Genomic DNA, 24608 nt, shown 5'->3' on the forward strand with positions numbered 1-24608 from the left:
CTCATGGGGCTGGGGCATGTCATCACGTTCACATACTCCAGCCCTCGCACACCGGGAAACCGAAAGATCACCCAACGTGATCTAGCCATGTAGTACTAGCGGGTGCCGCCGGGCTTCCAGAGGATCTCCTCGCCCCCGTGTGCGACGCGGCAGGCGACGAAGAGCAGGTCCGACAGCCGGTTGAGGTACTTGGCCGTGAGCGGGTTCATGTCGTCGTGTGCCGCGAGGGCGGCCCAGGACGTACGTTCGGCGCGGCGTACCGTGACGCGGGCCACGTGCAGGGCGGCCGTGGCGGGGTCGCCGCCCGGCAGGATGAAGCTGCGTAGCGGCTTGAGGCCGGAGTTGAAGCGGTCGATCTGCTCCTCCAGCCGGTCGATATAGGGCTGCTCGACCCGCAGCGGCGGGAATTCCGGATCGGGCACGACCGGGGTGGCCAGGTCGGCTCCCACGTCGAAGAGCTCGTTCTGGATCCGGACGAGCACCTCGGCCAGGTCGGCCGGGAACGTGCCGTGGGACAGGGCGAGGCCCAGGTGGGCGTTGGCCTCCTCCACGTCGGCGTAGGCGGCGAGCCGGGGGTCGGTCTTGGCCGTCCGGCTCATGTCGACCAGCGCTGTGGTGCCGTCGTCGCCACCCCGCGTGTAGATGTGGGAGAGAACGACCGGCTTGTCCTTGTCGGCGCGCGTCATGGTCTCAGCGTAATGACAAATGTCATCCGAATCCTCAGCGGGATCCACATCGGGCCGGTGATTTCCACGACTACCTGGGCGAACCGGGTTAAAGCCACTATGGATCCATGACGAAGGAGATGACCTGATGCTGGAGATCCGCGAGCTGCGCAAGCGTTTCGCCGGCGGATCCGACGCCCCCGGCGGCAAGGTCGCGCTGGACGGGATCGGGTTCAGCGTCCGGCCGGGTGAGATGTTCGGGTTCGTCGGCGCGAACGGCGCCGGCAAGACCACCACGATGCGCATCGTGATGGGCGTGCTCCAGGCCGACTCCGGCTCGGTGAGCTGGCAGGACCGGCCCCTCGGCGCCGACGCCCGGCAGCGGTTCGGGTACATGCCCGAGGAGCGCGGCCTGTACCAGAAGATGCGGGTCGCCGAGCAGATCGAGTACTTCGGCCGCCTGCACGGCCTGAGCGCGCCGGCCGCGAAGAAGGCCACCGACGACCTGCTGGAGCGGCTCGGCCTGACCGAGCGCAGGGCCGACGCGGTGCAGGCACTCTCGCTGGGCAACCAGCAGCGCGTGCAACTCGCGGTCGCGCTGGTGCACGAGCCCGAGGTGCTGGTCCTGGACGAGCCGTTCTCCGGGCTGGACCCGATCGCGGTGGACGCGCTGGCCACGGCGCTGCAGGAGCGGTGCAGGGGCGGCGTGCCGGTGATCTTCTCCAGCCACCAGCTCGAACTGGTCGAGCGGTTGTGCGACTCCGTGGGCATCGTCTCGGCGGGCCGGATGGTGGCCACCGGCACCGTGGCCGAACTGCGCGCGGCCGAGGGGGACACGCTGCGGGTGGTCGTCCGCGACCCGGCTCCCGGCTGGGCCGACGGCCTGCCCGGCACGGTGAGCGTGCAGGGCGAGCGGCACACCCTTCGTACGACCGGCGGCGACGACCAGGAGATCCTGCGCCGCGCCATGAAGGCGGGACACGTGGAGCACTTCGGCGTCGAGCAGCCGACCCTCACCGAGATCTTCAAGGAGGCCGTGGCGTGAACGGATTGATGCTGGTCGCCCGGCGCGAGATCGCCACGCAGATCAGGACGCGGGCGTTCGTGATCGGCTTGGTCGTCACGGTGCTGCTGGTGTCGGTGGTGTCGTTCCTGCCGAAGATCATGGGAGGCGGCGGCGACTCCTACACCCTGGGCCTGGTCAACTCCCAGCAGCTCCCGCTGCAGACCGCCGCGCCCGACATCGGGTTCGAGTGGCGCACGTACGCCGACGAGGCGGCGGCCAGGCAGGCCGTGCTGGACGGCGACGTGGACGCGGCGCTGGTGGACGGCGCCAGGGTGCTCACCGACGGGGAGATCGACGCCCAGCTCGGCGTGCTGCTGCAGAGCGTCAACCGGGAGTTCAAGCTGGGCGCCGCGGGCGTGGCCATCCCGCCGCTGGAGATGCGCTCGGTGGGCGCGGACACCCGGTACGAGTCCGCGCGGCAGGGCGTCGCCACCGTGCTGGTGTTCCTGCTGTTCATGCTGCTGATGGGGCAGATGGTGATGGTGGCCATGGGCGTGGTCGAGGAGAAGGGCAGCCGGATCGTGGAGATCCTGCTCGCCTCCGTACGCCCCTGGCAACTGCTCGGTGGCAAGATCCTCGGGCTGGGCGTGGTCGGCCTGATCAACCTGGTCGCGATCCTGGTGGTCGGGCTCGGCGCGGCGTCGGTCTCCGGCCTGGCCGCCGACTTCCCGCCGGGCATGGCAGGGCTGATGGTCTCGGTGCTGGTGTGGTTCGTGCTCGGCTACGCCTTCTTCGCCACGCTGTCGGCGGCCCTGGCCTCGCTGGTCTCCCGCCAGGAGGAGGTGAGCAGCGTGCTGACGCCGCTGACCATGATGATCATGGCTACCTACTTCGTGTCGTTCTACGTGCTCAACGAGCCGTCGGGCCTGCTGGCCTCGGTGCTGTCGTACGTCCCGCCGTTCTCCGCCATGGTCATGCCGGTGCGGATGGCCGCGGCCGAGGTGCCCATGTGGCAGACGGCGGCGTCCATGGCGGTGATGGCGCTGGCGGTGCTGGTCGTGCTGAAGCTCGGGTCCACCGTGTACGAGCGGGCGGTGCTGCGTACCGGGGCCAGGCTGAAGTTCGGCGAAGTGCTGCGCGCCCGCTAGATGAACGAGATCGAGCGGGCCCGGCGGACGACCTGGAAGGTGCTGGTCTCGGGGCTCGTGCTGCTGTGGGCGCTCATCGCGGGGAACGTCGTGCTCGGGCTGTCCCTGGGGCGGCTCGACTGGTGGCGGACCGTGCCCGCGATGATCGCCGCGCTCGGTTTCACCTGGCTCTCCTCGCACATCGTCAACGCGGTGCTGGACCGCCGTCACCCCACCGGGCAGGTGGTGGGGGCGGCGGTCCTCGCGTTGGTCACGGCCGGGCTGGGCGGGGCCGACGCGGTGGGCTACGGCTGGGCGCTGGTGTGCTGGTCGTCGGTCGCCGTGTTGTGGACCCCGCGGCTCAGGGCCCGGCTGATCGCGGTGGGCACCGGGCTGGCCGGGGTGGCGCTGTCCGCCGTGGGGCACGAGGTCAGCCTGATCGCCGCGGTGTTCCGGCTGACGGCCGGTGAGCTGCTGGTCGTCAACACGCTGGCCTACGGGATGCTCTGCTGGGCCCAGCCCGTCTCCAACCGGGTCTGGGTCTGGATCTGGGCCCTGGCCACGGAGGCGCACAAGGGCCGTACGGCGCGTACGGAGCTGGCCCTGACCGAGGAGCGGCTGCGCTTCTCCCGGGACCTGCACGACCTCGTGGGGCACCGCCTGTCGGCCATCGCGGTCAAGACCGACCTGGCCGCGCGGCTGTCGGAGGTGGATCCGGCCGCCGCCAAGGACGAGATGGCCGAGGTGAACCGGCTGACCAGGACCGCGCTCAAGGAACTGCGCCAGGCCGTACGCGGTCACCGCGAACTTGACTTGACCGCCGAGGTGAATAGCGTGAAAGGAGTGCTCGAAGCGGCTGGGGTCCGCTGCGAGACGCTCCTGCCCGGTCGCGACCTGCCCGACGGCGTCGCGCCGGTGTTCGCCTACGTCGTGCGCGAGGCGGTGACCAACGTGCTCAAGCACAGTTCCGCGTCGTTCTGTGAGATCATCATTCGTTTCACCGAGCAGCAGGCGGAGCTGAGCGTGCGCAACGACGGGGTGGCCCACCGGCAGGCCGCGGACCCGGGGAGCGGTCTGGCGGGCATGGGGGAGCGTCTGGAGGCCGTGGGTGGCCGGGTGACGGCCGTTCCGGCGGCCGGCGGACAGTTCCTGCTCACGGCGGTCGTGTCATTGCCGCTGGGTGGGTAGGGGACAGCAGGAGCGCTACATGCGTGATGGAGGAGGTGGCATGCGCGTCCGGGGCAATCCGAGTGCCCAGGTGGTGCGGATCGGCGCCCGGCTCGACGCCGGGACGTCCGCCGGTGTGCGCGAGTGGCTGCACCAGGCCCTCGACTCCGGTGCGGGCGACCTGATCCTCGATCTGTCCAAGCTGGAGATGATCGACGCCACCGGTCTCGGGGTGCTCGTGGGAACGCATCGGCGCGCGATGAGCGTGCAACGCCGCCTCGTTCTCCGGGGGGTGCCACCGCGGATCATGCGGATACTCGCGGTCACCCGGCTGAATCGGGTGCTGCATGTCGAGGCTCCGGCGGCCGCGGTGGCCTGAAGTGAGATATCGGAGCGGGTGACGATCAGCCGTTACCCGCTCTTTTCGCACTTAGACAAAAACTGGATTTCGGTTGTCCGGGTGCGTTGAACAGCCGGTGAATGGCCGGTGGATAACGGATTCACCCGGTTCCGAGGCTCCGGTGGAAGATATGGACCGCGACCGCGACGAGTTCGTCGATGTCGGGCTGGTCCTCGGACAGCAGCCATTCGATGAGCAGCTCTTGTAACCCTCCGACGACTCCGAGCGCCAGCAGCCGGCGATTCAACCGCGGGCCGGGCGGGAAATCAGCGGAAGCGTCCTCGACCAGCCGGGCGAACGCGTCCACCGCGCGTTGCCGGGAGAGCGTCAGGACATCCCCTGACCTGCGGACTTCGACGTGCATGATGCGGGCCCGCCGCCAGTCGGCCGTGGTGAATTCGACATAGGCGCGAATCCCGGCCCGGACCCTTCCGTCGAGCGTGTTCGGCGCATCCTGTAACGCTTTGGCCACGACCGATAGGCTTTCCCCCACGCAACGTTCGTGTAACGCCTGGAGGAGCTCCTCCCGGCCGCCGAAACATTCGTAGAAGGCGCGGTTGGAGATCCTCGCCTCCGAGCACAGCCTTTCGATGGTCGTCGCCGTGAAACCCGGCTTCGCGTACAGCGTGTAGGCGGCTGTCATCAGCCGCTCGCGTCTGTCAGCCAGCCTTTGCTCAGCCGACATTCCCCGGTAAGACCGGTTCACATTCCACCCGTCCAACATGATCGTGGCCCCCAGAGCACACAATTATGGACGGATGATCCCTTTAGGGAAAGGGCAAGAAGATTATCTTTTACGTCGGCCGTGCAAGAACGTGACGAGTCTGACCAGCCGCTCAAGCTCGGCGGGCCCCCGATTGAACGACGTCAGGTTCATCCCGGGCATCGCGAAGCGCTGCCTGGCGATCGCCTTGGGCCTGGCGAACTCGCGCAGCCCGTCGGCTCCGTGGATCCTGCCGAACCCCGAATCGCCCACCCCGCCGAAGGGCAGCGAGGGCACTCCGGCGAAGGAGATGACCGAGTTGACGGCCGTCATGCCGCTGCGCATGCGCCGGGCCAGCTCCGTCGCGCGGCGGGCGTCGCGGCTGAAGATCGTGCCGCCCAGCCCGTACGCCGAGGCGTTGGCCAGTGACAACGCCTCCTGGGCGTCGCGCGTACGGCGTACGGTGACGGTGGGGCCGAACGTCTCCTCGCGTACGGCGGGGGAGTCCTCCGGCACGTCCTCGACGATCACCGGATCGACGTACGGCGCCCGCACCGACCCGGGGCCGCCCGTCACCGCCCGGCCCGCCTTCGTGGCGTCGTCGATGTGCCGCCTGATGACGTCCACCTGCCCCGGCATGGTGATCGGCCCGTAGTCCTCGCCGGCCCGCACTCTCGCCACCCGCCCGGACAACTCGCGCATGAAACTTTCATAGACGGCGTCCACGACGTAGACCCGTTCGACGCCGACGCAGGTCTGCCCGGCGTTGGACATCGCGCCCCACAGGCAGGCGTCGGCGGCGGCGGCGAGGTCGGCGTCGGCGTCCACGATGAAGGCGTCCTTGCCCCCGCACTCGGCCACGATCGGCGTGAGGTTCTCCGCGCAGGCGGCCATCACCCGCTTGGCCGTGGCGGTCGAGCCGGTGAAGGCGATCTTCTTGACGCGGGGGTCGGCCGCCAGCGCCGCGCCGGTCTCGCCCAGGCCCGTGACGGTCTGGAAGACCGGCTGCTCGGGCACGGACTGCGCGAACAACTCGGCCAGGCGCACGCCGACACCGGGAGTGAGCTCGCTCGGCTTGAACACGATGGCGTTGCCGGCCGCCAGCGCGTACGCGATGGAGCCCATGGGGGTGAAGACGGGGTAGTTCCACGGGCCGATGACGCCGACGACGCCGAGGGGGAGGTATTCGAGGGTGGCCGCCAGGTTGAGGCCGATCATGCCCGTGGCCACCCGGCGGCGGCCGAGCACCTTCCGGGCGTTGCGCGCGGCCCAGTCGAGGTGCGTGACGGCCAGGACGATCTCCAGCGTGGCGTCCCCCACCGGCTTGCCCGTCTCCTGGTGGACGAGTTCGGCCAGTTCCTTGAGGTGCCGGGTGACGACCGCCTTGTAGTCGAGCAGCCGCCGCCGGCGTTCGGCGGGGTCGAGCCCGGCCCACCAGGCGGCGGCCTGCTCGGCCCGGCCCACCGCCTCGTGCACGGCGTCGGGGCTCTGCCGGGGATGACTGCCGACGATCTCGCCGGTAGCCGGGTTGAGTGAGTCGAACGTCAGCGTCGTCATGGCGTCACGATAAACCGGTAAGGCGTCACTTACCAGCATCGGCCGGAAAGGTGCCGGACTCCCCGGCCGGCGCGGCTAGAACAGGGTCGGGTTCTCCGGTTCGATGCCGCGCAGGGCGGCGTAGTCGAGGGTCACGCAGTCGATGCCGCGGTCGCCGGCCAGCACGCGGGCCTGCGGCTTGATCTCCTGGGCGGCGAAGACGCCGCGTACGGGGGAGATCAGCGGATCGCGGTTGAGCAGCTCCAGGTAGCGGGTGAGCTGCTCGACGCCGTCGATCTCACCGCGCCGCTTGATCTCCACCGCGACCGTCGCGCCCGCACCGTCGCGGCACAGGATGTCCACCGGCCCGATCGCCGTCATGTACTCGCGCCGGATCAGCGAGTAGCCCTCGCCCAGCGTCGTGATGTGCTCGGCGAGCAGTTCCTGGAGATGGGCCTCCACGCCGTCCTTGATCAGCCCGGGGTCGACGCCCAGTTCGTGGCTGGAGTCGTGCAGGATCTCCTCCATGGTCATGACCAGCTTCTCGCCGGTCTTGCCGTGGGTGACCGTCCAGGTCTGGCCGTCCTCCTTGAGCTTGCACGGCGGGTTCATCCAGTTCAGCGGTTTGAAGGCACGGTCGTCGGCATGGATGCTGACGCTGCCGTCCGCCTTGATGAGCAAGAGCCTCGGCGCCATGGGGAGGTGCGCCGTGAGCCGTCCGATGTAATCCACGCTGCATCGCGCGATGACCAGCCGCATGACCGTCCACCTTAGTGCCTCTGGAAAACTGGACGCATGGCGTTCGAACGGGTGGCAGTGATCGGCCTCGGCATGAGGGGTGCCGGGGTGTTCGCGCGGGCAGGGTCGCGCCTGGCCGGAGCCGTCGGCACGGGAGAGTTCCCGCGCCGATGAGCCCCCGCCGCGCCCGCCGCAGGGAGTCCTCCCGCCCCTTCGGCTTCCCCACCGGCCTGGACAAGGTGGAGGAGTGGCCCGACGGGGAGTGGAAGGTCCGCATGCTCACCGGCGCCTCGTCGTCCAAGAACTACCGGTGCCCCGGCTGCGACCAGGAGATCCGCAGCGGGCAGCCGCACCTCGTGGCCTGGCCCGCCTGGCCGGGCGGCGACGAGGAACGCCGCCACTGGCACTCGGCCTGCTGGCGCAAGAGACTCGACCGCGGCCCGGGCCGCACCCGTTACTGAAAGGATCCACGGTGGAGATTCGCGCGGCGAGCGTGCTGCCCGCCCGGCGGGAGCCGATCGAGCTGCACACGGCCGACGGCCTGACCCTGGTCGGCGAGCTGGCCCAGCCCCTCGACCGGCCGCCCGTGGCGACGCTGGTGACACTGCACCCGCTGCCCACCCACGGCGGGTTCATGGACAGCCACGTCTACAAGAAGGCCGCCAACCGGCTGCCCGCCCTGGCCGACCTCGCCGTGCTGCGCTTCAACACCCGCGGCACCTCCTCCGAGCGCGGCACGTCGGAGGGCACGTTCGACGGCGGCCAGGGCGAGCGCTACGACGTGGCCGCCGCGCTGGAGTACGCCGAGTACCACGACCTGCCCCACGTGTGGGTGGTCGGCTGGTCGTTCGGCACCGAGCTGACGCTCAAGTGGGCCCACGACCCGCTCGTGGAGGGCGCGATCCTGCTGTCGCCGCCGCTGCACCGGGCCACCGACGACGACCTCGACGCCTGGGCGCGGTTCGGCCGGCCGCTGACGGCGCTGGTGCCCGAGTTCGACGACTACCTGCGGCCCGCGGCGGCCCACGCCCGTTTCGCCAGGGTGCCGCAGGCCGAGGTCATCGGGGTGGACGGGGCCAAGCACCTGTGGGTGGGGGAGCCGTACGTGCGGATCGTGCTGGACGAGATCGTCAAACGGGTGAATCCGGCGGCCTGGCCGCTGCCGACGGAGGTCTGACAAAAACCTCCGTGAATGGTTCGGTCATGAAGAAATCTTTGAGCAGAATGACCAGAAGTATGGACCGCACGTGCGTGGCCAAGTGAGAATCCGATCGTCAATCGAAGATCGTGGAGACGCCGGGCGGACACCGTCCCGGACGTAACCCCTGCTCGGCATGGGTGAGGCACGAATGCGGGTTGTGCACGGACTGGTCGCGGCGGCGTTATCCATCACTACGACAATGGTCGCTCTACCGGCCGCCGCCGACCCCCCGGCGGTGGCCGCGCAGCAGGCCACGGCCGCGGCGACGGCCAGAATCTCCCAACAGGACGAACCGGAGCGGGCCGCCGTGGCCCGAGCCCTCGGCACGGGCAGCCCGGTCGAGGTCGAGTCGATGCGCAGCGAGACCCGCACGGTCTTCGCCCAGCCTGACGGCACGCTCAGCATGGAGCTGAACGTCAGGCCCATCCGCGTGCGCAAGGACAGCGGCTGGGTCCCCGTGGACACCACGCTGCGCGTGCGCCCCGACGGCATGGTGGAGCCGGTGGCCGCCGCGGTGGACCTGGCCTTCTCCGGCGGGGGCGACGCGCCGCTGGCCAACCTGTCGCGCGGCAGCAAGTCCATGCGGCTCGGCTGGACGGGCCCGCTGCCCGTGCCCACACTGAGCGGCGACACCGCCACCTACGCCGAGGTCATGCCCGGCGTGGACCTCCAGGTCACCGCCGACGTGGACGGCTTCTCCCACCTCCTCGTGGTCAAGTCGCGGCAGGCCGCCGCGAGCCTGACCGACCTGACCTACCCGCTCTCGGCCGAGGGCCTGAAGGTGAGCGCCGACGCGGCGGGCAACCTGGAGGCCGTCGACGAGAACGAGGGCACGCTCTTCATCGCCCCCACCCCGAAGATGTGGGACTCCGAGGGCATCACGAGCCCCCGGGCGCTGAAGGAGGGCCGCTCGCCCGAGGCCCGCGAGGCCACCATGGGCGTGGAGCTGAAGGGCAGGAACCTGCGGCTCAAGCCCGACCGGAAGATGTTGTCGGACGCGAAGACGAAGTTCCCCGTCTACCTGGACCCGTACTTCTCGGCCGCGCGCAACGCCTGGACCGCCGTCTGGAGCAACTGGCCCAACTCCAACTACCTCAACTCCAGCGACGTCGCCCGGGTGGGGCACGTCGAGTCGCAGAAGAACCGCTCGTTCTTCCAGATGAACACCGGTTCCACCATCCACGGCAAGCAGATCATCAAGGCGACGCTGCGCACGTACGAGACGTGGTCGTACTCGTGCGGGGCCCGCAAGGTGGAGGCGTGGGCCACCAACACCATCAGCAAGGCCACCACCTGGAACAAGCAGCCCGCCTGGGTCACGCTGCTCGACACCAAGAACGTGGCCAAGGGCTGGGGCGCGAGCTGCCTGCCCGGAGGCGTGGAGTTCGACGTCACGCCGCAGGTCGTCAACGCCGCCGCCAAGAACTGGCCGAACGTCACCATCGGCCTGCGCGCCACCAGCGAGACCGACGTCTACGCGTGGAAGAAGTTCAAGAACAACCCGAGCCTGGTCATCGAGTACAACTCGCTGCCGGGCGACCCGGTGGCCGCCGACGTGTGGTCCGACCCGGGCGGCCCCTGCGTCTCCGGTGACGGCCGTCCGGTCATCAGCACCGCCGCGCCCAAGCTGTGGGCCAAGCTGAAGGACACCGACAACTCGGTCAGGGGCCGCTTCGAGTGGTACAACGGCGACGGCGTGAAGACCGGCGAGTACGTCACCCCGCTCGGCTCGACCGGCATCGCCTACTCCGCCACGATCCCGCAGGCCCTGTACCTCGACGGCGCGCTGATCCGCTGGCGGGTGCGGGCCGAGGACGGCAAGGCGAACAGCGCGTGGAGCCCCTGGTGCGAGGCCACCGTGGACGCCACCGCGCCCGGCAGGGAACCCCAGGTCTCCTCGCCCCAGTACACCGAGAACGCCTGGAGTGACGGCGTCGGGCTGCCCGGCACGTTCACCTTCGGCCCGAACGGCGTCGCGGACGTGGCCGCCTACCTCTGGGGCCTCGACACCGCCCCCGGCACCCAGGTCGCGGCCGGCTCCGACGGCACCGCCACGATCGCGCTGACCCCGCGCCACGACGGCCCGAACGTGCTGGCCGTCCGCAGCAAGGACCACGCGGGCCAGCTCGGGCCCATCCGCACCTACGTCTTCAACGTCAACTCGGGCCTGGCCCCCGCCGGACACTGGCCCATGGACGAGGGCCAGGGCAGCACGGCCTCCGACGCCAGGGGAGCGCACCCGGCCACCCTCAACGGGGCCACCTGGACCTCGGGCCGGACCGGCACCGCGCTCCGGCTGGCCAACGCCTACGCGCAGACGTCCGGACCGGTCATCGACACCAGCCGCAACTTCACCGTCACCGCCTGGGCCCGCCTGACCGGCACGGCCGCCACGGCCACCGCCGTCACCCAGGAAGGCGGCCGGACCGGCGCGTTCGCCCTGCAGTACTCGAAGGCCGACGGCCGCTGGGCGCTGGCCGTGACCGGCTCCGACGCGGACGCCGCGCCCGCCGTGCGCGCCCTGTCGGCCGCCGCGCCGCGGCTCAACGAATGGACCCACCTGGCGGGCGTCTACGACTCGGCGGCCGGCCAGATCTCGCTCTACGTGAACGGCCGGCTGGAGGGCACGGCCACCGTCGCGCCCCCGTGGAAGGCCACGGGCCCCCTGACCATCGGCCGGGGCAAGGCCGCCGGGGCGGCCTCCGACCACTGGCCCGGGGACGTCGACGAGGTGCGCGCCTACGGCCGCGCGATGTTCGCCGACGAGGTCGCCGACCTGGTCAACAGCGCTGCCACGCTGGTGGGCCACTGGAAGCTGGATGAGGAGTCCGGCACGTCGGCGGCCGACTCCTCGGGCCGGGCCGGCGCCGCCACGCTCGCCGGAGCCGCCACGTGGACGTCCGGCTGGCTGGACGGGGCGCTCGCGCTCGACGGCGTGAACGGCTACGCCCAGGCCGGCGCGCCCGCCGTCAACACCGGCAGCGGCTTCACCGTCGCCGCCTGGACCCAGCTCGACTACCTGCCCACCCGCGACACCGCCGCCGTGGCTCAGCCGGGCGGTCGCGCCGCCGGGTTCCAGCTCGGCTTCGACAAGGAACAGGGCCGCTGGACGCTCGGCATGGCCGCCGCCGACACCGACACCGCCGCCCTCGTCCGCACCCGTTCCGACGCCGTCCCCAACGCGCTGGAGTGGACGCACATCGCCGGCGTCTACGACCCGCTCGCCGGTGAGCTGCGCGTCTACGTCAACGGCCGCCTGTCCACCACCACCGTCACCGCTCACCTGAGCACCTGGAACGCCACCGGTCCGCTGCAACTGGGCCGGACCAAGGCCGCGGGCGTCTTCACCGGCTACTGGCCGGGGACCGTCGATGACGTCCGCACGTACGACGGCGTCTTGAGCGCCGAGCAGATCGCCCAGCTAGCCGCCCAGTAAGTCCCGTCTCCGCACCCCTCACTGGGAGAGGTCATGGACCTGCAGGATGAGTTAGACCTGCCCGAATCCCGCTGGAATCGTGCGCAACCACCACCCGACGAACCCGACACGCCCGACACCTCGTGGAACGAGTTCCGCGACCGGGCCAAGCCTGAGTCCCCCTGGCCGCGCCGGCTGGCGGCCGCCCTGTCGATAGCCCTCGTGGTGCCCCTGGTCTACGCGCTGCCCGCGCAGGCCGAGTCCCGATCGGCTCCGTCCGTACAGCGGGAGGCGCCCGTCAAGGGCACCGGCGTGCCGGTGCAGCCGCCGCTGGCCGATCCCATGCAGAAGCTGGCGTGGCAGCCCCCGGCGGTCACCTGGCCCAGTGCGCAGAAGGCGGAGCTGAGCAAGGCGAAGGCGGCCCCGGCCGGCTTCCCCGTGCAGGTCGCCGCCGCCGACAAGAGCGCCGATCCGGTGAGCGTCGAACTGCTCGACACCGACCGGCTCGGCCTGGCGATGCGGGTGTCGCCTGGGCAGGGCGTCGCGGTGGCCAAGGCCGCGAAGAAGACCCCGCTGAAGATCGACTACTCCGGCTTCCGCTACGCCTACGGCGGCGACTACGGCGCCCGTCTCGGCGTGGTCAAGCTGGAGGAATGCGCGCTCAAGGCGGCCACCGCCACCACGAACTGCCCGCAGCCGGAGCCCGTGAAGAGCTCCAACGACCCCACGACCGGCACGCTGAGCGCCGAGGTCGAGGCCGGTGCCGTGTACGCGCTGGCCGCCGCCCCCTCCGGCCAGTCCGGCGACCACTCCGCCACCTCGCTGGCCCCGTCGGCGGACTGGAGCGTCGGCACCCAGACCGGTGACTTCTCCTGGAGCACCGAGCTGCGCACCCCGCCCGCGCTGGGCGGCGACGAGCCGGAGCTGTCGCTCGGCTACTCCTCGCAGAGCGTGGACGGCCGCACCGCCTCCACCAACAACCAGGCGTCCTGGGCCGGTGACGGCTTCGAGCTGAACCCCGGCGGCTACATCGAGCGCCGCTACAAGTCCTGCTCCATCGACGGCAAGAAGACCGGCGACCTGTGCTGGGACCAGGACAACGCCGTCCTGTCGCTGGGCGGCTCGTCGATCGAGCTGGTCAAGGACACCACGAGCAAGCAGTGGCGGCCCAAGCGCGACGACGGCACCCGGATCGAGGCGCTGACCGGCGCCACGAACGGCGACAACAACGGCGAGTACTGGCGGGTCACCACCGCCGACGGCACCCAGTACACCTTCGGACTCAACCGCCTGCCCGGCTGGGTCACCGGCAAGGCCGAGACCAAGTCGGCGCAGACCGTCCCGGTGTTCGGCAACAACAGCGGCGAGCCCTGCTACAACAGCACCCCGGCCAACGCCTGGTGCCAGCAGGCGTACCGGTGGAACCTCGACTACTCCGTGGACACCCACGGGAACGCGACCACCTACTGGTACGCGCAGGAGAAGAACTACTACGGCCGCAACTCCAAGCCCGAACTCGGCACGGTCTACGACCGCGCCGCCTACCTGACCCGCATCGACTACGGCTACCTGAGCGGCGAGCTGTTCACGAAGAACCCCGCCGCCCGCGTGCTGTTCGACGTGTCCGAGCGCTGCCTGCCCAGCGGCACCATCACCTGCGCGGCGGCCGAGCTGAAGAAGGAGACCGCCGCTTCCTGGCCGGACGTGCCGTTCGACCAGATCTGCGACTCGGGTGTGAAGTGCACCGACCGCCTGGCGCCGACGTTCTTCAGCCGCAAGCGGCTGACCAAGGTCACCACCCAGGTGCTCAACGCCGCCGGTCAGTACAACCCCGTGGACTCCTGGGCGCTGACGCACCAGTTCCCCGCCACGGGTGACGGCCTCAGCCCGGCCCTGTGGCTGGCCGCGATCCAGCAGACCGGCCACGTGGGCGGCACGCTCACGCTGCCCAAGACCGCGTTCATCGGCGTGCAACTGCCCAACCGGGTCGACTCCACCGAGGGCCGCGCGCCGCTGGTCAAGTGGCGGGTGCAGGCCGTCGACAACGGCACCGGCGGCGAGCTGCGGGTCAACTACAAGGCCGCCGAGTGCAAGGCCGGCGAGCTGCCCGCGGCCGACAAGAACAGCAAGCTGTGCTTCCCGCAGCGCTGGTCCCCGCCGAACGAGGCCGAGGTCAACGACTGGTTCCACAAGTACGTGGTCGCCCAGACGATCGAGGTGGACCGCGTCGCGGCCTCGCCCGGCGTGGTCACCAACTACGAGTACCTGGACGGCGCCGCCTGGCGCTACGCCGACAACATCCTCGTCAAGCCCGAGCACCGCACGTGGTCGGACTTCCGCGGGTTCGGCCGGGTCCGGGTGCGCGAGGGCGACGGCCAGGACACCAAGCGCACGCTCACCGAGTTCCGCTACTTCCGCGGCATGCACAACGACAAGCAGGCCGACGGCTCCAAGCGCGTCGCGCAGGTCGAGGACTCCGAGGGCGTCAAGCTCGACGACCTCGACCAGTACTCGGGCCTCGAACGCGAGGAGATCCTCTACGACGGCGACGCCGGCGCCCTGCTGAAGGCCACCGTCGAAGCGCCGTGGTCGGTCAAGACCGCCGAGTCCGCGCAGGGTGGCGTCACCAAGACCGCGTACGTGGTCGAGACGTCGTCCATGGTCACCCGTACCGCGCTGCCCGGCGGCAAGTGGCGGCGTACCGGCGAGGCTCGCACGTACGACACCAAGGGCCTGCTCACGCAGGTCGAGGAGCAGGGCGACCTGGCCGTCACCGGCGACGACCAGTGCACCCGCTACACCTACGCCCGCAACGACACGAGCTGGATGCTCGACTACACCAGCCGCGTGCAGAAGGTGGCCGCGCCCTGCGCCGCCGGGGTCGCCAAGCTGGCCGCCGAGGAGGTCATCTCCGACGAGAAGGTCCAGTACGACGGCAAGGAGTTCGGCCAGGCGCCGAGCAAGGGTGACGTGACCACGGTGCAGCGGGTCGTCAACGGCGACGGCTCGACGATCACCGACAGCACGCACACCTACGACGTCTACGGCCGCGAGACCAGCGAGACCGACCCGGTCGGGACGAAGTCCGTGACGGCCTACACCCCGGCCACCGGCCTGTCGCCGACCGAGGTCGTGGAGACCAACCAGCTCGGCCACGTCAACCGCACGATCGTCGAGCCGGCCTGGGGCGAGCCCGTCGCCGAGGTCGACACCAACGGCCGCCGCGTCGACATGGAGTACGACGCGCTCGGCCGCCTGACCAAGGTCTGGCAGTCCGACCGCAGCAAGGCGGCGAACCAGTCGCCCAGCACGGAGTACATCTACGTCATGCGGGCCGACGGCCCCAGTGTCGTCACCACCAAGACGCTGAACGGCGACGGCTCCTCCACCGAGAGCCACGACCTGTACGACGGCCTGATGCGCGAGCGCCAGACCCAGGAGCACGCGCCCAAGGACGAGCTGACGCAGGACCCCGCGCTGCGTGACGGCCGGACGATCACCGACACCTTCTACAACTCACAGGGCGAGGAGTACAAGCAGAACACCGGCTACTTCGCCACCGGCGCGCCCTCCACCGCCCTGCTCGCGGTCGCCGACACCGACGTGCCCAGCCAGGTCGTGTCGATGTTCGACGGCACGGGCGAGGTCAACGCCCAGGCGCTCAAGGCGAAGGGCGCCGAGAAGTACCGCGTCACCACCAAGGACGAGGGCGACCGGCTGCACGTGACCCCGCCGCCGGGCGGGACCGCGACCACCCGGATCGGCGACGCCGAGGGCCGCCTGATCGAGCTGCGCCAGTACAAGGGCGCGACCCCGACGGGCGACTACGAGGCCACCAAGTACGCCTACGACCTCGCCGGACGGCTGTCCACGGTGACCGACCCGGCCGGCAACGTCTGGCGGCACCACTACGACCTGCGCGGCAGGGAGGTCAAGACCGAGGACCCGGACCAGGGCGTCACGACGATGACGTACAACGACGCCGACGAAGTGGTCACGACGACCGACTCCCGCGGCAAGACGTTGTGGTACGGCTACGACACCCTGGGCCGCAAGACGGAGATGCGTGACGGCTCGGCGTCCGGCCCGCTGCTGGCCGAGTGGAAGTACGACGCCCTGGCCAAGGGCCACCTGAACGCCACCATCCGGTACGTGGGCGGGCAGGCGTACAAGACGGAGATCAACTCCATCGACGTCGAGTACCGCCCGCTGCGCGAGAGCGTGACCGTCCCGGCGCGGGAGGGCAAGCTGGCGGGCACGTACGTGCTCAACACCCGCTACACGCTCGACGACAAGGTGCAGTCGGTCAGCTTCCCCGGCGTCGGCGGGCTGGCCGAGGAGCAGGTCGTCTACACCTACGACGCGCTCGGCCAGCCGGCCAAGGTCACCGGCCTGTCGGCGTACGTGGGCGCGGCCCGCTACTCCAAGCTCGGCGAGACCCTGCAGTACGAGCTGGGCGACGGCGGGAAGAAGACCTGGCTGACCTACACCCACGAGGAGTCCACCCGCAGGCTGTCCAGCATGCGCGTGGACCGGGAGGGCACGACCAAGACCGACCTCGACGTCAACTACGCCTACGACGCCGTCGGCAACATCACCAAGATCACGGACCGGGCGAACCAGGACACGCAGTGCTTCACCTATGACCACCTGCGCCGGCTGACCTCGGCGTGGACGGCCACGGACGACTGCGCCACCGGCAGCCCGCAGTCCGCCAAGATCGGCGGTGTGGCGCCGTACGCGGTCAGCTACGCCTACGACGTCACCGGCAACCGCACCAAGGAGACCAAGCACGCCTTCGGCAGCTCGGGCGAGATGGTGCGCGACTACACCTACGCCCAGGCGGGCGGCAAGCAGCCGCACGCGCTGAAGAACGTCGGGGCCGACCTGTTCGAGTACGACGCCGCCGGCAACACCACCAGGCGCAAGGTCGGCACCTCGGACCAGAGCCTGATCTGGGACGCCGAGGGCAACCTGGAGTCGGTGACCGAGGCGGGCAAGACGACCTCGTTCGTCTACGACGCGGACGGCGACCGGCTGATCCGCAAGACGTCCACCGACGCCACGCTCTACGTGGACGACATGGAGCTGCGCTTCGACTACGCCAAGGACGTCGTCGAGCAGACCCGCTACTACACGATCAACGACGAGCCCATCGCGGTGCGCACGCCGGACAACCAGGTCTACTTCCTGGCCAGCGACCACCAGGGCACCGCGCAGGCCGCGGTGAACGCCGGCACCGGCGACCTGGCCGTCAGGAGGCAGACCCCGTTCGGCGAGGACCGGGGCTCGCCACCACCGTGGTGGCCGGGCCAGCGCGGCTTCGTCGGCGGCACGAAGGACGTCACGACCGGGCTCGTCCACCTGGGCGCCCGCGAGTACGACCCCAAGCTCGGCCGCTTCCTGTCGGTGGACCCGATCATCGACGACACCGATCCGCAGCAGCTCAACGCCTACGCCTATGCCAACAACAGCCCGGTCAGCATGAGTGACGCCGACGGGCAGTGGGTGTGGGTCGTGGTCGGCATCGGCGTCCGGCTCGGCGCCCGTTACCTCGCCAGGAGGGCGGCACGCCAGGCGGCGCTGCGGGCGGCACGGCGGGCGGCGATCCGCCGGGCCAGGGAGCAGGCCAGGAGGCGTGCGCTGGCGGAGGCCAGGAGGAAGGCACAGGAGGAGGCGAAGAAGCGCGCCCGCGAGGCGGCCAAGAAGCGGGCCGCGGAGGCGGCCAAGAAGCGCCGGTTGGCGGCGGCCAAGAAGCGGGCGGCCGAGGCGGCGAAGAAGGCCCGTGAGGCCGCGGCACGACGGCGTGCGGCGGCGGCCCGTCGCAGGGAGGTCAGGAAGAAGGCGCGCGAGGCGGCGGCCGCGAAGCGGAGGGTGCTGAACCGTCAGGCACGTAACCGCCGCAACGGCTACCTGCCCAGAGGCATCCAGCACGCGCGCTCGCGTCCGGCCAGCAGGCCGACCAGCCACCGTTCGGCCCAGCGGCAGTCGCCGCCCAGGGCGAGCCGGCAGCCGGCACAGCCGAGGCCGAGCCAGGTCTACCGCAACGACGGCAGCGTGCAGCCGACCCAGTCGTACACCGTGTACGGCAATGGCCGGATGTATCCGCAAGGCCGGCCCCCGTCGAACCCGCAGGGAGGCGCGGGCAGCGGTATGGGCGAGAAGCAGATCTTCAAGCCCGAGAAGATCGAACTGGAGAACAACACCCGGCGCGGGGCCAGCGCGGAGCTGGGCATGCGCGGCGGGAAACTCGTTGACGACGTGGCCGACTTCTTCGACTTCTGGATCCACGGCCTGGGCTGAGCCCGGCCGATGACCGGAAACCGGCGCGGGACCCTCGTGGTCCCGCGCCGGTCGCGTGTCCCGGTGCCGGGCGCCATGATCAAGTTGGGGTGTAATGTCAGATTTATGAGGGATATTGGCCGAGTGCGGCTTTTGTCGTCTCGATCGGCATGAGCCATTGAGTGATTGTCGCCGTGATCCCCGCTAGCGTGTGGTCCGTGCAGCTCTACACGAGATCTGCCGGGAGCGGTATCCCGGTTGTGCTGCTTCACGCGTTCCCGCTGTCGTCGGCCATGTGGCTGGCCCAGCGGGAAGGGCTGGCGAAGGCCTGCCGGGTCATCACTCCCGATCTGCGCGGCTTCGGCGGGTCACGGCTGGGCCAGGACGAGCCGTCGCTCGACCTGATGGCCGACGACGTCGCCAGGCTGCTCGACGAGGAGGGCATCGACCGGGCGGTCGTCGGCGGGCTGTCGATGGGCGGCTACGTGACCATGGCGTTCTGCCGCCGGCACCCCGACCGGGTGCTCGGCGTGATCCTGGCCGACACCAAGGCCGGTGCGGACGCTCCCCCCGCGCGCGAGAACCGGGAACGCGTGGCCCAGGCCGTCCTGGCCGACGGCAACGACGTGCTGGTCAGCGACGTGCTGCCGACGCTCATCGGGCCGACCACCCGCGAACGGCGGGCCATGGTGTTCGGCCGGGTCAAGGGGCTGGTGCAGTCCGCGCCGCCCGGAGCGGTGGCCTGGGCGCAGCGCGCCATGGCCGCGCGGCCCGACTCGTTCGGCACACTGGCCGCGCTCAAGGTGCCGCTGCTGGTCATCGTGGGGGAGGAGGACGAGCTGTCACCGCCCGCCGACGCCGACGCCATGGCGCAGGCCGCGCCCGACGGCCGGGTCGCGGTCATCCCGCGAGCCGGTCACCTCAGCGCAGTCGAGCAGCCGGAGGCGTTCAACAAAGCGGTGATCGGCTTCCTGGAGACCGAACTCGGCGGCGTCCGGCGCTGACCCACGCGCGGGCGGCCGGGTGCCGGACCCTCACGCGCGGTCCTGGCGGGGCAGCACCAACTCGCGCAGGACCAGCGCGATCGCCGCGGCCACCGGGATGGCCAGCAGCGCCCCGACGATGCCGAGCAGCGCGCCGCCGAACAGCGCGGCGATCACCGTGACCGCCGGGGTCACGTCCACCGAGTGCTTCATCACCCTGGGGTAGATGAAGTAGTTCTCGATCTGCTGGTAGATCACGAAGAAGATGGCGCACGCGATCCCGGCGGGCCACGACTCCAGCAGCGCCACCCCGGTCACCAGCACCGCGCCGATCGTCGCCCCGACCAGCGGGATCAGGTCCGTCAGCGCCACGACCAGGGCGAGCGCGAGGGCGTACTGCACCCCCGCGATCGACAGGAAGATCCAGGCCAGCACGCCCGCGATGACCGAGATCAGCACGTTGCCGGCCACGTACCCGCCGATGCCGGTCAGGATCTCCTCGGTCATCGCGCGCGTCCGTGTCCTGCGCGAGGACGGCACGAGCTTGAGCAGGTAGTCCTTGATCGTGTGCAGCGAGCCGAGGAAGTACAGCATCAGCACCAGCAGCGTCACCGTGGTGAACACGCCGTTCAGCACCACCAGGCCCGCGCCCATGATCCCCGTCGCCAGCGACGGCCCCAGCGTGCTCACGAACGATCTGATCTGCGGCAGGATCTGGTAGTCGGCGTCGAGCTGGCGCAGCGTCGGATGGTTGCTCAGCTCGGTGATGTAGCCGGGCACCGTGTTGACGAACTCGGTGAGCTGCTTGCTGACCGGCGGCACATCGCCAGCCCGAACAGCACGAACGCCACGATGACCCCGGCGAACACGATCGAGATCGCGCCCCGCCTGGCCAGGCCGCGCCGCTGCAGGGCCTCGACGGCCGGGTTCAGCCCGACGGCCAGGAACATCGCCACGACCACCAGGATGATCGTGCTGAGCGAGGCGACGATCATCTGGGCGAGCGCGATCGCCGTCAGCACTCCCAGGCCGCCGACCAGGCCGAACAGGAACGGGCCGCGGGCGAGCGGCTTGCCGGGCAGCCCGTACGAGGTCAGGCCGTCGCCGTGCTCTCTGACGGGCCGCCTCGCGGGCTCCCCGACGGACTGCTCGACGGGCTGTTCAGCGGTTTCCTCGGTGGCTTCCCCGGCGGGCCGGTCTTCGCGCGGCTCACTCGCTCGCTCGACGTCTGCGGACACGGGGGACACTCCAGGGGGGATCGGCAACACAGCATGACGGACTCGTGCCGGTTCGTACACGCCCGACGACAAAGAGAGAGCCTAGCGACCATTCGGCCGCCAGGCTCTCCCCAGCCGTCATTCAGCCCCCGTGCATGGCCCGTGTATGGCCTCCGGCGTTACTCCTGCCACCACTCGGCGTCGTCCTCGGCCTTCTTGACCTCCACCTTGGGCGCGGGGGTCGTGGCCGGGGCCGCGGGCTCCGGAGCGGGCGCGGCGAGCGCGGGCTTGGCCGGGGCCGCGGCGACCGCGGGCTCCGGGTCCATGCCCGGCAGCGGCGCGCCGCCGAGGAGCTGGCGGAGCTGAGCCAGGTGGCTGGTGATGCTGTCGCGCTGGCGGGTCAGCTCGTCGACCTGACGCTGCATCGCCGTACGGGTGCGCTCGGCCTCCGTCTTCGCCTCCGTGACGATGGTGTCGGCGCTGGACTTGGCGTCGGCCACGATGGTCTCGGAGCTCTTGCGGGCGTTGGCGACGAGCTGCTTGGCGTGCAGGTCGGCCTCGCGGCGGGTCTGGTCGGCCTGCTGCGTGGCCTTCGTGGCCCGCGACTCGGCCGTGGCGGCGCGCTGCTCGGCCTCGGCGACCAGCTTCTGCGTGGCGGCCTGGGCGGTGGCGTGCCGCTCGGCCTCCTGGCGCTCGGCCTCCTCGCGCCGCGAGGCGAGCTGGATCTCGAACTCGGCTTCGTCCTGGGCCCGCTTGGCCTCCGACTCCTCCAGCACCCGCTGCGCCTGCGCGCGCATCTCGTCGGCCTGCCGCTTGGCGGTGGTCAGCACCTCGTCGCGCTCGCGCTTGGTCGAGGCGCGTAGCTGCGCCACCTCGCGCTCGGTGGTGGTGCGCAGCTTGGCGATCTCCCGCTCGGCGTCGGCCCGCTTCTCCGCCACCTCGTGGTCGGCGGTGGCGCGCAGCTTGGCGGCCTCCCGCTCGGTGGTGTTGGTCAGCTCGTCGGCCTCGCGGCGGGCGGTCGAACGGATGTCCTCCGCCTCGCGCTCGGCGGTGGTGCGCATCTCGTCGCTCTCGCGAGTGGCCTGGGCGCGCTTCTCCGCGGCCTCGGCCTCGGCGGCGGCCCGCATGTCGGCGGCCTCCACCTTGGCCGCGGCCTTGATCTCGTTGGCCTCGGACCTGGCGGCCTGCACGAGCTCGGTCGCCTGCTCCTCGGCCAGGCGGAGCAACTGCTCGATGCGCGCGCCGAGACCGGAGTAGGTGGGGCGCTCCTGCTCCTGAAGCTGGCGCTGCGAGTCGGACAGGTCGCGCTGAAGGTTGCCGACCTGTTCGCGGGCCTGGCGTAGCTCCCCGTCGAGCTGCTTGAGGTGGTCATGGACCTGGTGCCGGTCGTAACCCCGGAGCACGACGTCGAACTCGCGTGCGGGGGCGTCCTCGAAGAAGTTGTTGAGCTGGGCGTCGATGTCGGACTGCATGGAGGCTCGATCCTGGGTTGTCGAGACGGCTACACGGGCCGGACGGGGGGTTCGGGGCATCCGTACCAGGAGCCTGTGCCTCTCGGCAGGCCCCATGTCCGGTGGAAGGTCAAGCGTACTCCGCTGGTGCCACCTGCGAAGCCCCGTCCAGCTTTATGCGTGACTAGTTACATATGAACGTTTTTTGCGTTTTGTGGGTATTTATGAACGATTGGCGGCTTGGACGAGTTCGGTCAGCATCCCTCCCACATCCTTGGGGTGCAGGAACGCGATCTGGGAGTCCATGGAGCCATGTCTGGGGCGTTCGTCCAGCAGCCTCACGCCCTTCTCCCCGATCTTGGCCATGGCCTCCGCGACGTCCGGCACGCCGAACGCCACGTGGTGGACGCCCTCGCCCCGCTTCGCGAGGAATTTTCCCACAGGAGAGTCGTCAGAGAGGGGTTCGAGAAGCTGAATGTAGGAGCCCCCGCCTTCGCCGTCGGCGATGTGCAGCATGGCCTCCTTGACGCCCTGCTCCTCGTTCACCTCCCTCGCCACGACCTCAAGCTCGAACGTCCGCGAGAAGAGCTCGATCTTCTCCTCGAGGTCGCGGCACGCGATACCGATGTGGTCGATCCGCATGAACATGTGTGGCCTACCTCCATGGCGAGCGACGTCGTACTCGTGGGTATGGTGTCAAAGACCGGACGCGCGAGCACAGGAGGCCGTTGTCATGTCCCGTTCCGTGATTGTCGCCGGAGCTCGCACTCCCATCGGCAAGCTCCTCGGCTCCCTGTCCGGCCTGCCGGCCGTCGAGCTCGGCGGGATCGCCATCAAGGCCGCCCTCGAGCGGGCCGGGGTCGCCCCGGAAGCCGTCGAGTACGTCATCATGGGCCAGGTCCTCCAGGCCGGCGCCGGTCAGATCCCCTCCCGCCAGGCCGCCGTCAAGGCCGGCATCCCCATGACCGTGCCGTCCATCACCATCAACAAGGTGTGCCTGTCGGGCCTCGACGCCATCGCCCTGGCCGACCAGCTCATCAGGGCCGGCGAGTTCGACATCGTGGTGGCCGGCGGCATGGAGTCGATGACCGGCGCCCCGCACCTGCTGCCCGGCCTGCGCAAGGGCGTCAAGTACGGCGGCTCGCAGGTCGTCGACTCGATGGCCCACGACGGCCTGTTCTGCGCCTTCGACCAGCGCGCGATGGGGGAGTCGACCGAGGTCCACAACACCCGGCTCGGCATCGGCCGCGCCGAGCAGGACGCCTTCTCCGCCGCCTCCCACCAGCGCGCCGCCGCCGCCGTCAAGAACGGCCTGTTCGAGGACGAGATCGTCCCGGTCGAGATCCCGCAGCGCCGCGGCGAGCCGGTCGTCGTCAAGGACGACGAGGGCGTGCGCGGCGACACCACGGCGGAGACCCTCGCCAAACTCCGCCCCGCCTTCGCCGCCGACGGCACCATCACGGCCGGCTCGGCCTCCCAGATCTCCGACGGCGCGTGCGCCGTGGTCGTCATGTCCAGGACGAAGGCCGAGGAGCTCGGCCTGCCCTGGCTGGCGGAGATCGGCCGGCACGGCAACGTCGCCGGCCCCGACGCCTCCCTGCAGTCGCAGCCGGCCAACGCCATCAAGCACGCCATGTCCAAGCAGGGCGTCACGGCGGCCGACCTCGACCTCGTGGAGATCAACGAGGCGTTCGCCAGCGTGGTCCTGCAGTCGGCCAAGGAACTCGGCGTGCCGCTGGACAAGATCAACGTCAACGGCGGCGGCATCGCCCTGGGGCACCCGATCGGGGCCTCGGGGGCGCGGATCGTGCTGACCCTGGCGTACGAGCTGAAGCGGCGCGGCGGAGGGCTGGGCGCGGCCGGGCTGTGCGGCGGCGGCGGCCAGGGCGACGCCCTGCTCATCACCGTGCCCGCGTAGGCGCGCGGGCACGCCGGTCCCGGCCGTCATGCGATCCGGTCAGTGCTCGTTGATCGTCTGGTCGCCGCCGGCCTGGTAGACGCGCCCGCCGCCAGACGCCTCGGCCCGCATCTGGATGTTGGTCGTCCCGTCGCCCGTGGAGATGATGCCCGAGTTGTCGCCCCCGACGGCGACCGACCGCGTGCCCGACGCCGAGACGTTCGGCCTGGGCGGCTCGGGCTTCCCTGGCGGTTCGGCCGTCTCGGCCGTCGTGGCGGGCCCGGCGGGCTCGGTGGGCTCGGCTATTGTGGCCGGCCCGGCGTCCGGCCGCGCGCGGTCGCGGCGGAGCCCGTGGACCGCGACCGCCAGCCCGGCCGCCGCCACGAACAGGCCGAGGACGCTCGCCAGCTTGTCGGCGTCGTCGAGCCCGACGCGGACGAAGTAGATGATCAGTGCCGCCACGGTCACCACCGCGACCGCGGCCCCGCCCCACACCAGCACACGCTTGCGCATACCGGCATCATCGACCCTCGGAGGGCGAGCACACAATGTGAACGGCGATGAACGCATCGCCGGGGACGCTCGATATGATCACAATGAGTTGCTCGTTGTTCACGATGAGTGTGCATAATGGAGTCACATCCATCAGAACAAGCGCATCAGCCACAACAAGAGCGTTGACTTCTCCCGCCTCTTTCCCCCGCAGAGGTCATCCTTCTCGCCGGAAGCAATGCGTTCGAGCACGAGGAATCCCCGATGCCCCCTGATCCCGGCAGCCCGGCCCCGCCCAGAGCGCCGGCGGCGGCCCTGCCGTTCGTCC

17 protein-coding genes and 1 pseudogene are annotated in these 24608 nt (G+C 70.4%); 10 read left to right on the forward strand and 8 right to left on the reverse strand.

The genetic code is table 11. The features are described from left to right. Positions 1-95 precede the first annotated feature (95 nt). Positions 96-686, reverse strand: coding sequence for a cob(I)yrinic acid a,c-diamide adenosyltransferase (locus tag FAF44_RS38475; RefSeq protein WP_237108297.1), 591 nt, complete (start codon positions 684-686; stop codon positions 96-98). Between the two features lie 127 nt (positions 687-813). Here FAF44_RS38475 and FAF44_RS38480 point away from each other — a divergent pair, with 127 nt between their 5' ends. The 4 genes from FAF44_RS38480 to FAF44_RS38495 are packed head-to-tail and all read left to right on the forward strand — an operon-like array spanning position 814 to position 4344. Further along, positions 814-1710: an ABC transporter ATP-binding protein gene (locus FAF44_RS38480; protein ID WP_237108298.1), complete on the forward strand. Its 897-nt coding sequence runs from the start codon at positions 814-816 to the stop codon at positions 1708-1710. Beyond that, positions 1707-2819 carry an ABC transporter permease gene (locus FAF44_RS38485; protein WP_237108299.1) on the forward strand — a complete coding sequence of 371 codons (1113 nt, stop codon included), beginning with the start codon at positions 1707-1709 and terminating at the stop codon, positions 2817-2819. Before FAF44_RS38480 ends, FAF44_RS38485 begins: the two co-directional genes overlap by 4 nt. After that, entirely contained in the window at positions 2820-3986 is a 1167-nt protein-coding gene (locus tag FAF44_RS38490; protein ID WP_237108300.1) for a sensor histidine kinase, read from the forward strand. Between the two features lie 40 nt (positions 3987-4026). Continuing rightward, a complete protein-coding gene (locus FAF44_RS38495) occupies positions 4027-4344 on the forward strand; it encodes an STAS domain-containing protein (RefSeq protein ID WP_237108301.1) in 318 nt (105 codons plus the stop codon). A 121-nt stretch (positions 4345-4465) separates the two neighbouring features. Here FAF44_RS38495 and FAF44_RS38500 read toward each other — a convergent pair whose 3' ends face one another. From FAF44_RS38500 to nucS, 3 genes are all read right to left on the reverse strand, one after another. Beyond that, positions 4466-5008, reverse strand: coding sequence for a TetR/AcrR family transcriptional regulator (locus FAF44_RS38500; RefSeq protein WP_237108302.1), 543 nt, complete (start codon positions 5006-5008; stop codon positions 4466-4468). Positions 5009-5152: 144 nt separating this feature from the next. Beyond that, positions 5153-6625, reverse strand: coding sequence for an aldehyde dehydrogenase family protein (locus FAF44_RS38505; protein WP_237108303.1), 1473 nt, complete (start codon positions 6623-6625; stop codon positions 5153-5155). A 75-nt stretch (positions 6626-6700) separates the two neighbouring features. Continuing rightward, the gene (nucS, locus tag FAF44_RS38510; RefSeq protein WP_237108304.1) at positions 6701-7363 is read right to left on the reverse strand and encodes an endonuclease NucS; all 663 of its coding nucleotides are present in this window, start codon (positions 7361-7363) and stop codon (positions 6701-6703) included. Between the two features lie 149 nt (positions 7364-7512). On the opposite strand from nucS, the gene FAF44_RS38515 reads away from it, so the two are divergent. From FAF44_RS38515 to FAF44_RS38535, 5 genes are all read left to right on the forward strand, one after another. Then, positions 7513-7803 carry an ATP/GTP-binding protein gene (locus tag FAF44_RS38515; protein ID WP_237108305.1) on the forward strand — a complete coding sequence of 97 codons (291 nt, stop codon included), beginning with the start codon at positions 7513-7515 and terminating at the stop codon, positions 7801-7803. An 11-nt stretch (positions 7804-7814) separates the two neighbouring features. Beyond that, entirely contained in the window at positions 7815-8519 is a 705-nt protein-coding gene (locus tag FAF44_RS38520) for an alpha/beta hydrolase (RefSeq protein ID WP_237108306.1), read from the forward strand. Positions 8520-8742: 223 nt separating this feature from the next. Next, positions 8743-11979 carry a LamG-like jellyroll fold domain-containing protein gene (locus tag FAF44_RS38525; RefSeq protein ID WP_237108307.1) on the forward strand — a complete coding sequence of 1079 codons (3237 nt, stop codon included), beginning with the start codon at positions 8743-8745 and terminating at the stop codon, positions 11977-11979. A 33-nt stretch (positions 11980-12012) separates the two neighbouring features. Then, positions 12013-18261 carry an RHS repeat-associated core domain-containing protein gene (locus tag FAF44_RS38530; protein WP_237108308.1) on the forward strand — a complete coding sequence of 2083 codons (6249 nt, stop codon included), beginning with the start codon at positions 12013-12015 and terminating at the stop codon, positions 18259-18261. A gap of 239 nt (positions 18262-18500) precedes the next feature. After that, complete coding sequence (locus tag FAF44_RS38535; protein WP_308193453.1) at positions 18501-19244, forward strand: alpha/beta fold hydrolase; 744 nt, start codon at positions 18501-18503, stop codon at positions 19242-19244. Between the two features lie 30 nt (positions 19245-19274). On the opposite strand, the pseudogene FAF44_RS38540 reads toward FAF44_RS38535, so the two are convergent. The 3 genes and pseudogenes from FAF44_RS38540 to mce form a co-directional block, all read right to left on the reverse strand. Then, positions 19275-20218, reverse strand: a pseudogene (locus FAF44_RS38540) (AI-2E family transporter). Positions 20219-20619: 401 nt separating this feature from the next. Beyond that, complete coding sequence (locus FAF44_RS38550) at positions 20620-21912, reverse strand: DivIVA domain-containing protein (protein WP_237108312.1); 1293 nt, start codon at positions 21910-21912, stop codon at positions 20620-20622. Positions 21913-22113: 201 nt separating this feature from the next. Beyond that, positions 22114-22539: a methylmalonyl-CoA epimerase gene (gene mce, locus FAF44_RS38555; RefSeq protein WP_237108313.1), complete on the reverse strand. Its 426-nt coding sequence runs from the start codon at positions 22537-22539 to the stop codon at positions 22114-22116. Between the two features lie 85 nt (positions 22540-22624). Here mce and FAF44_RS38560 point away from each other — a divergent pair, with 85 nt between their 5' ends. After that, positions 22625-23809 (forward strand): acetyl-CoA C-acetyltransferase, encoded by a 1185-nt coding sequence (locus FAF44_RS38560; RefSeq protein ID WP_237108314.1) that lies wholly within the window; start codon positions 22625-22627, stop codon positions 23807-23809. Positions 23810-23848: 39 nt separating this feature from the next. Here the strand turns inward: FAF44_RS38560 and FAF44_RS38565 are convergent, their stop codons facing one another. Then, positions 23849-24301: a hypothetical protein gene (locus tag FAF44_RS38565; protein ID WP_237108315.1), complete on the reverse strand. Its 453-nt coding sequence runs from the start codon at positions 24299-24301 to the stop codon at positions 23849-23851. Positions 24302-24608 lie beyond the last annotated feature (307 nt).

Source organism: Nonomuraea sp. MG754425, assembly GCF_021699195.1.
Lineage (GTDB): Bacteria > Actinomycetota > Actinomycetes > Streptosporangiales > Streptosporangiaceae > Nonomuraea.

Excerpts from the sequence above, each read along its gene's own strand:
- FAF44_RS38475 (WP_237108297.1), bottom strand. The coding sequence starts at position 686 with ATGACGCGCGCCGACAAGGACAAGCCGGTCGTTCTCTCCCACATCTAC.
- FAF44_RS38480 (WP_237108298.1), top strand. The coding sequence starts at position 814 with ATGCTGGAGATCCGCGAGCTGCGCAAGCGTTTCGCCGGCGGATCCGAC.
- FAF44_RS38490 (WP_237108300.1), top strand. The coding sequence starts at position 2,820 with ATGAACGAGATCGAGCGGGCCCGGCGGACGACCTGGAAGGTGCTGGTC.
- FAF44_RS38495 (WP_237108301.1), top strand. The coding sequence starts at position 4,027 with ATGCGCGTCCGGGGCAATCCGAGTGCCCAGGTGGTGCGGATCGGCGCC.
- FAF44_RS38500 (WP_237108302.1), bottom strand. The coding sequence starts at position 5,008 with ATGACAGCCGCCTACACGCTGTACGCGAAGCCGGGTTTCACGGCGACG.
- FAF44_RS38505 (WP_237108303.1), bottom strand. The coding sequence starts at position 6,625 with ATGACGACGCTGACGTTCGACTCACTCAACCCGGCTACCGGCGAGATC.
- nucS (WP_237108304.1), bottom strand. The coding sequence starts at position 7,363 with ATGCGGCTGGTCATCGCGCGATGCAGCGTGGATTACATCGGACGGCTC.
- FAF44_RS38515 (WP_237108305.1), top strand. The coding sequence starts at position 7,513 with ATGAGCCCCCGCCGCGCCCGCCGCAGGGAGTCCTCCCGCCCCTTCGGC.
- FAF44_RS38525 (WP_237108307.1), top strand. The coding sequence starts at position 8,743 with ATGGTCGCTCTACCGGCCGCCGCCGACCCCCCGGCGGTGGCCGCGCAG.
- FAF44_RS38530 (WP_237108308.1), top strand. The coding sequence starts at position 12,013 with ATGGACCTGCAGGATGAGTTAGACCTGCCCGAATCCCGCTGGAATCGT.
- FAF44_RS38550 (WP_237108312.1), bottom strand. The coding sequence starts at position 21,912 with ATGCAGTCCGACATCGACGCCCAGCTCAACAACTTCTTCGAGGACGCC.
- mce (WP_237108313.1), bottom strand. The coding sequence starts at position 22,539 with ATGTTCATGCGGATCGACCACATCGGTATCGCGTGCCGCGACCTCGAG.
- FAF44_RS38560 (WP_237108314.1), top strand. The coding sequence starts at position 22,625 with ATGTCCCGTTCCGTGATTGTCGCCGGAGCTCGCACTCCCATCGGCAAG.
- FAF44_RS38565 (WP_237108315.1), bottom strand. The coding sequence starts at position 24,301 with ATGCGCAAGCGTGTGCTGGTGTGGGGCGGGGCCGCGGTCGCGGTGGTG.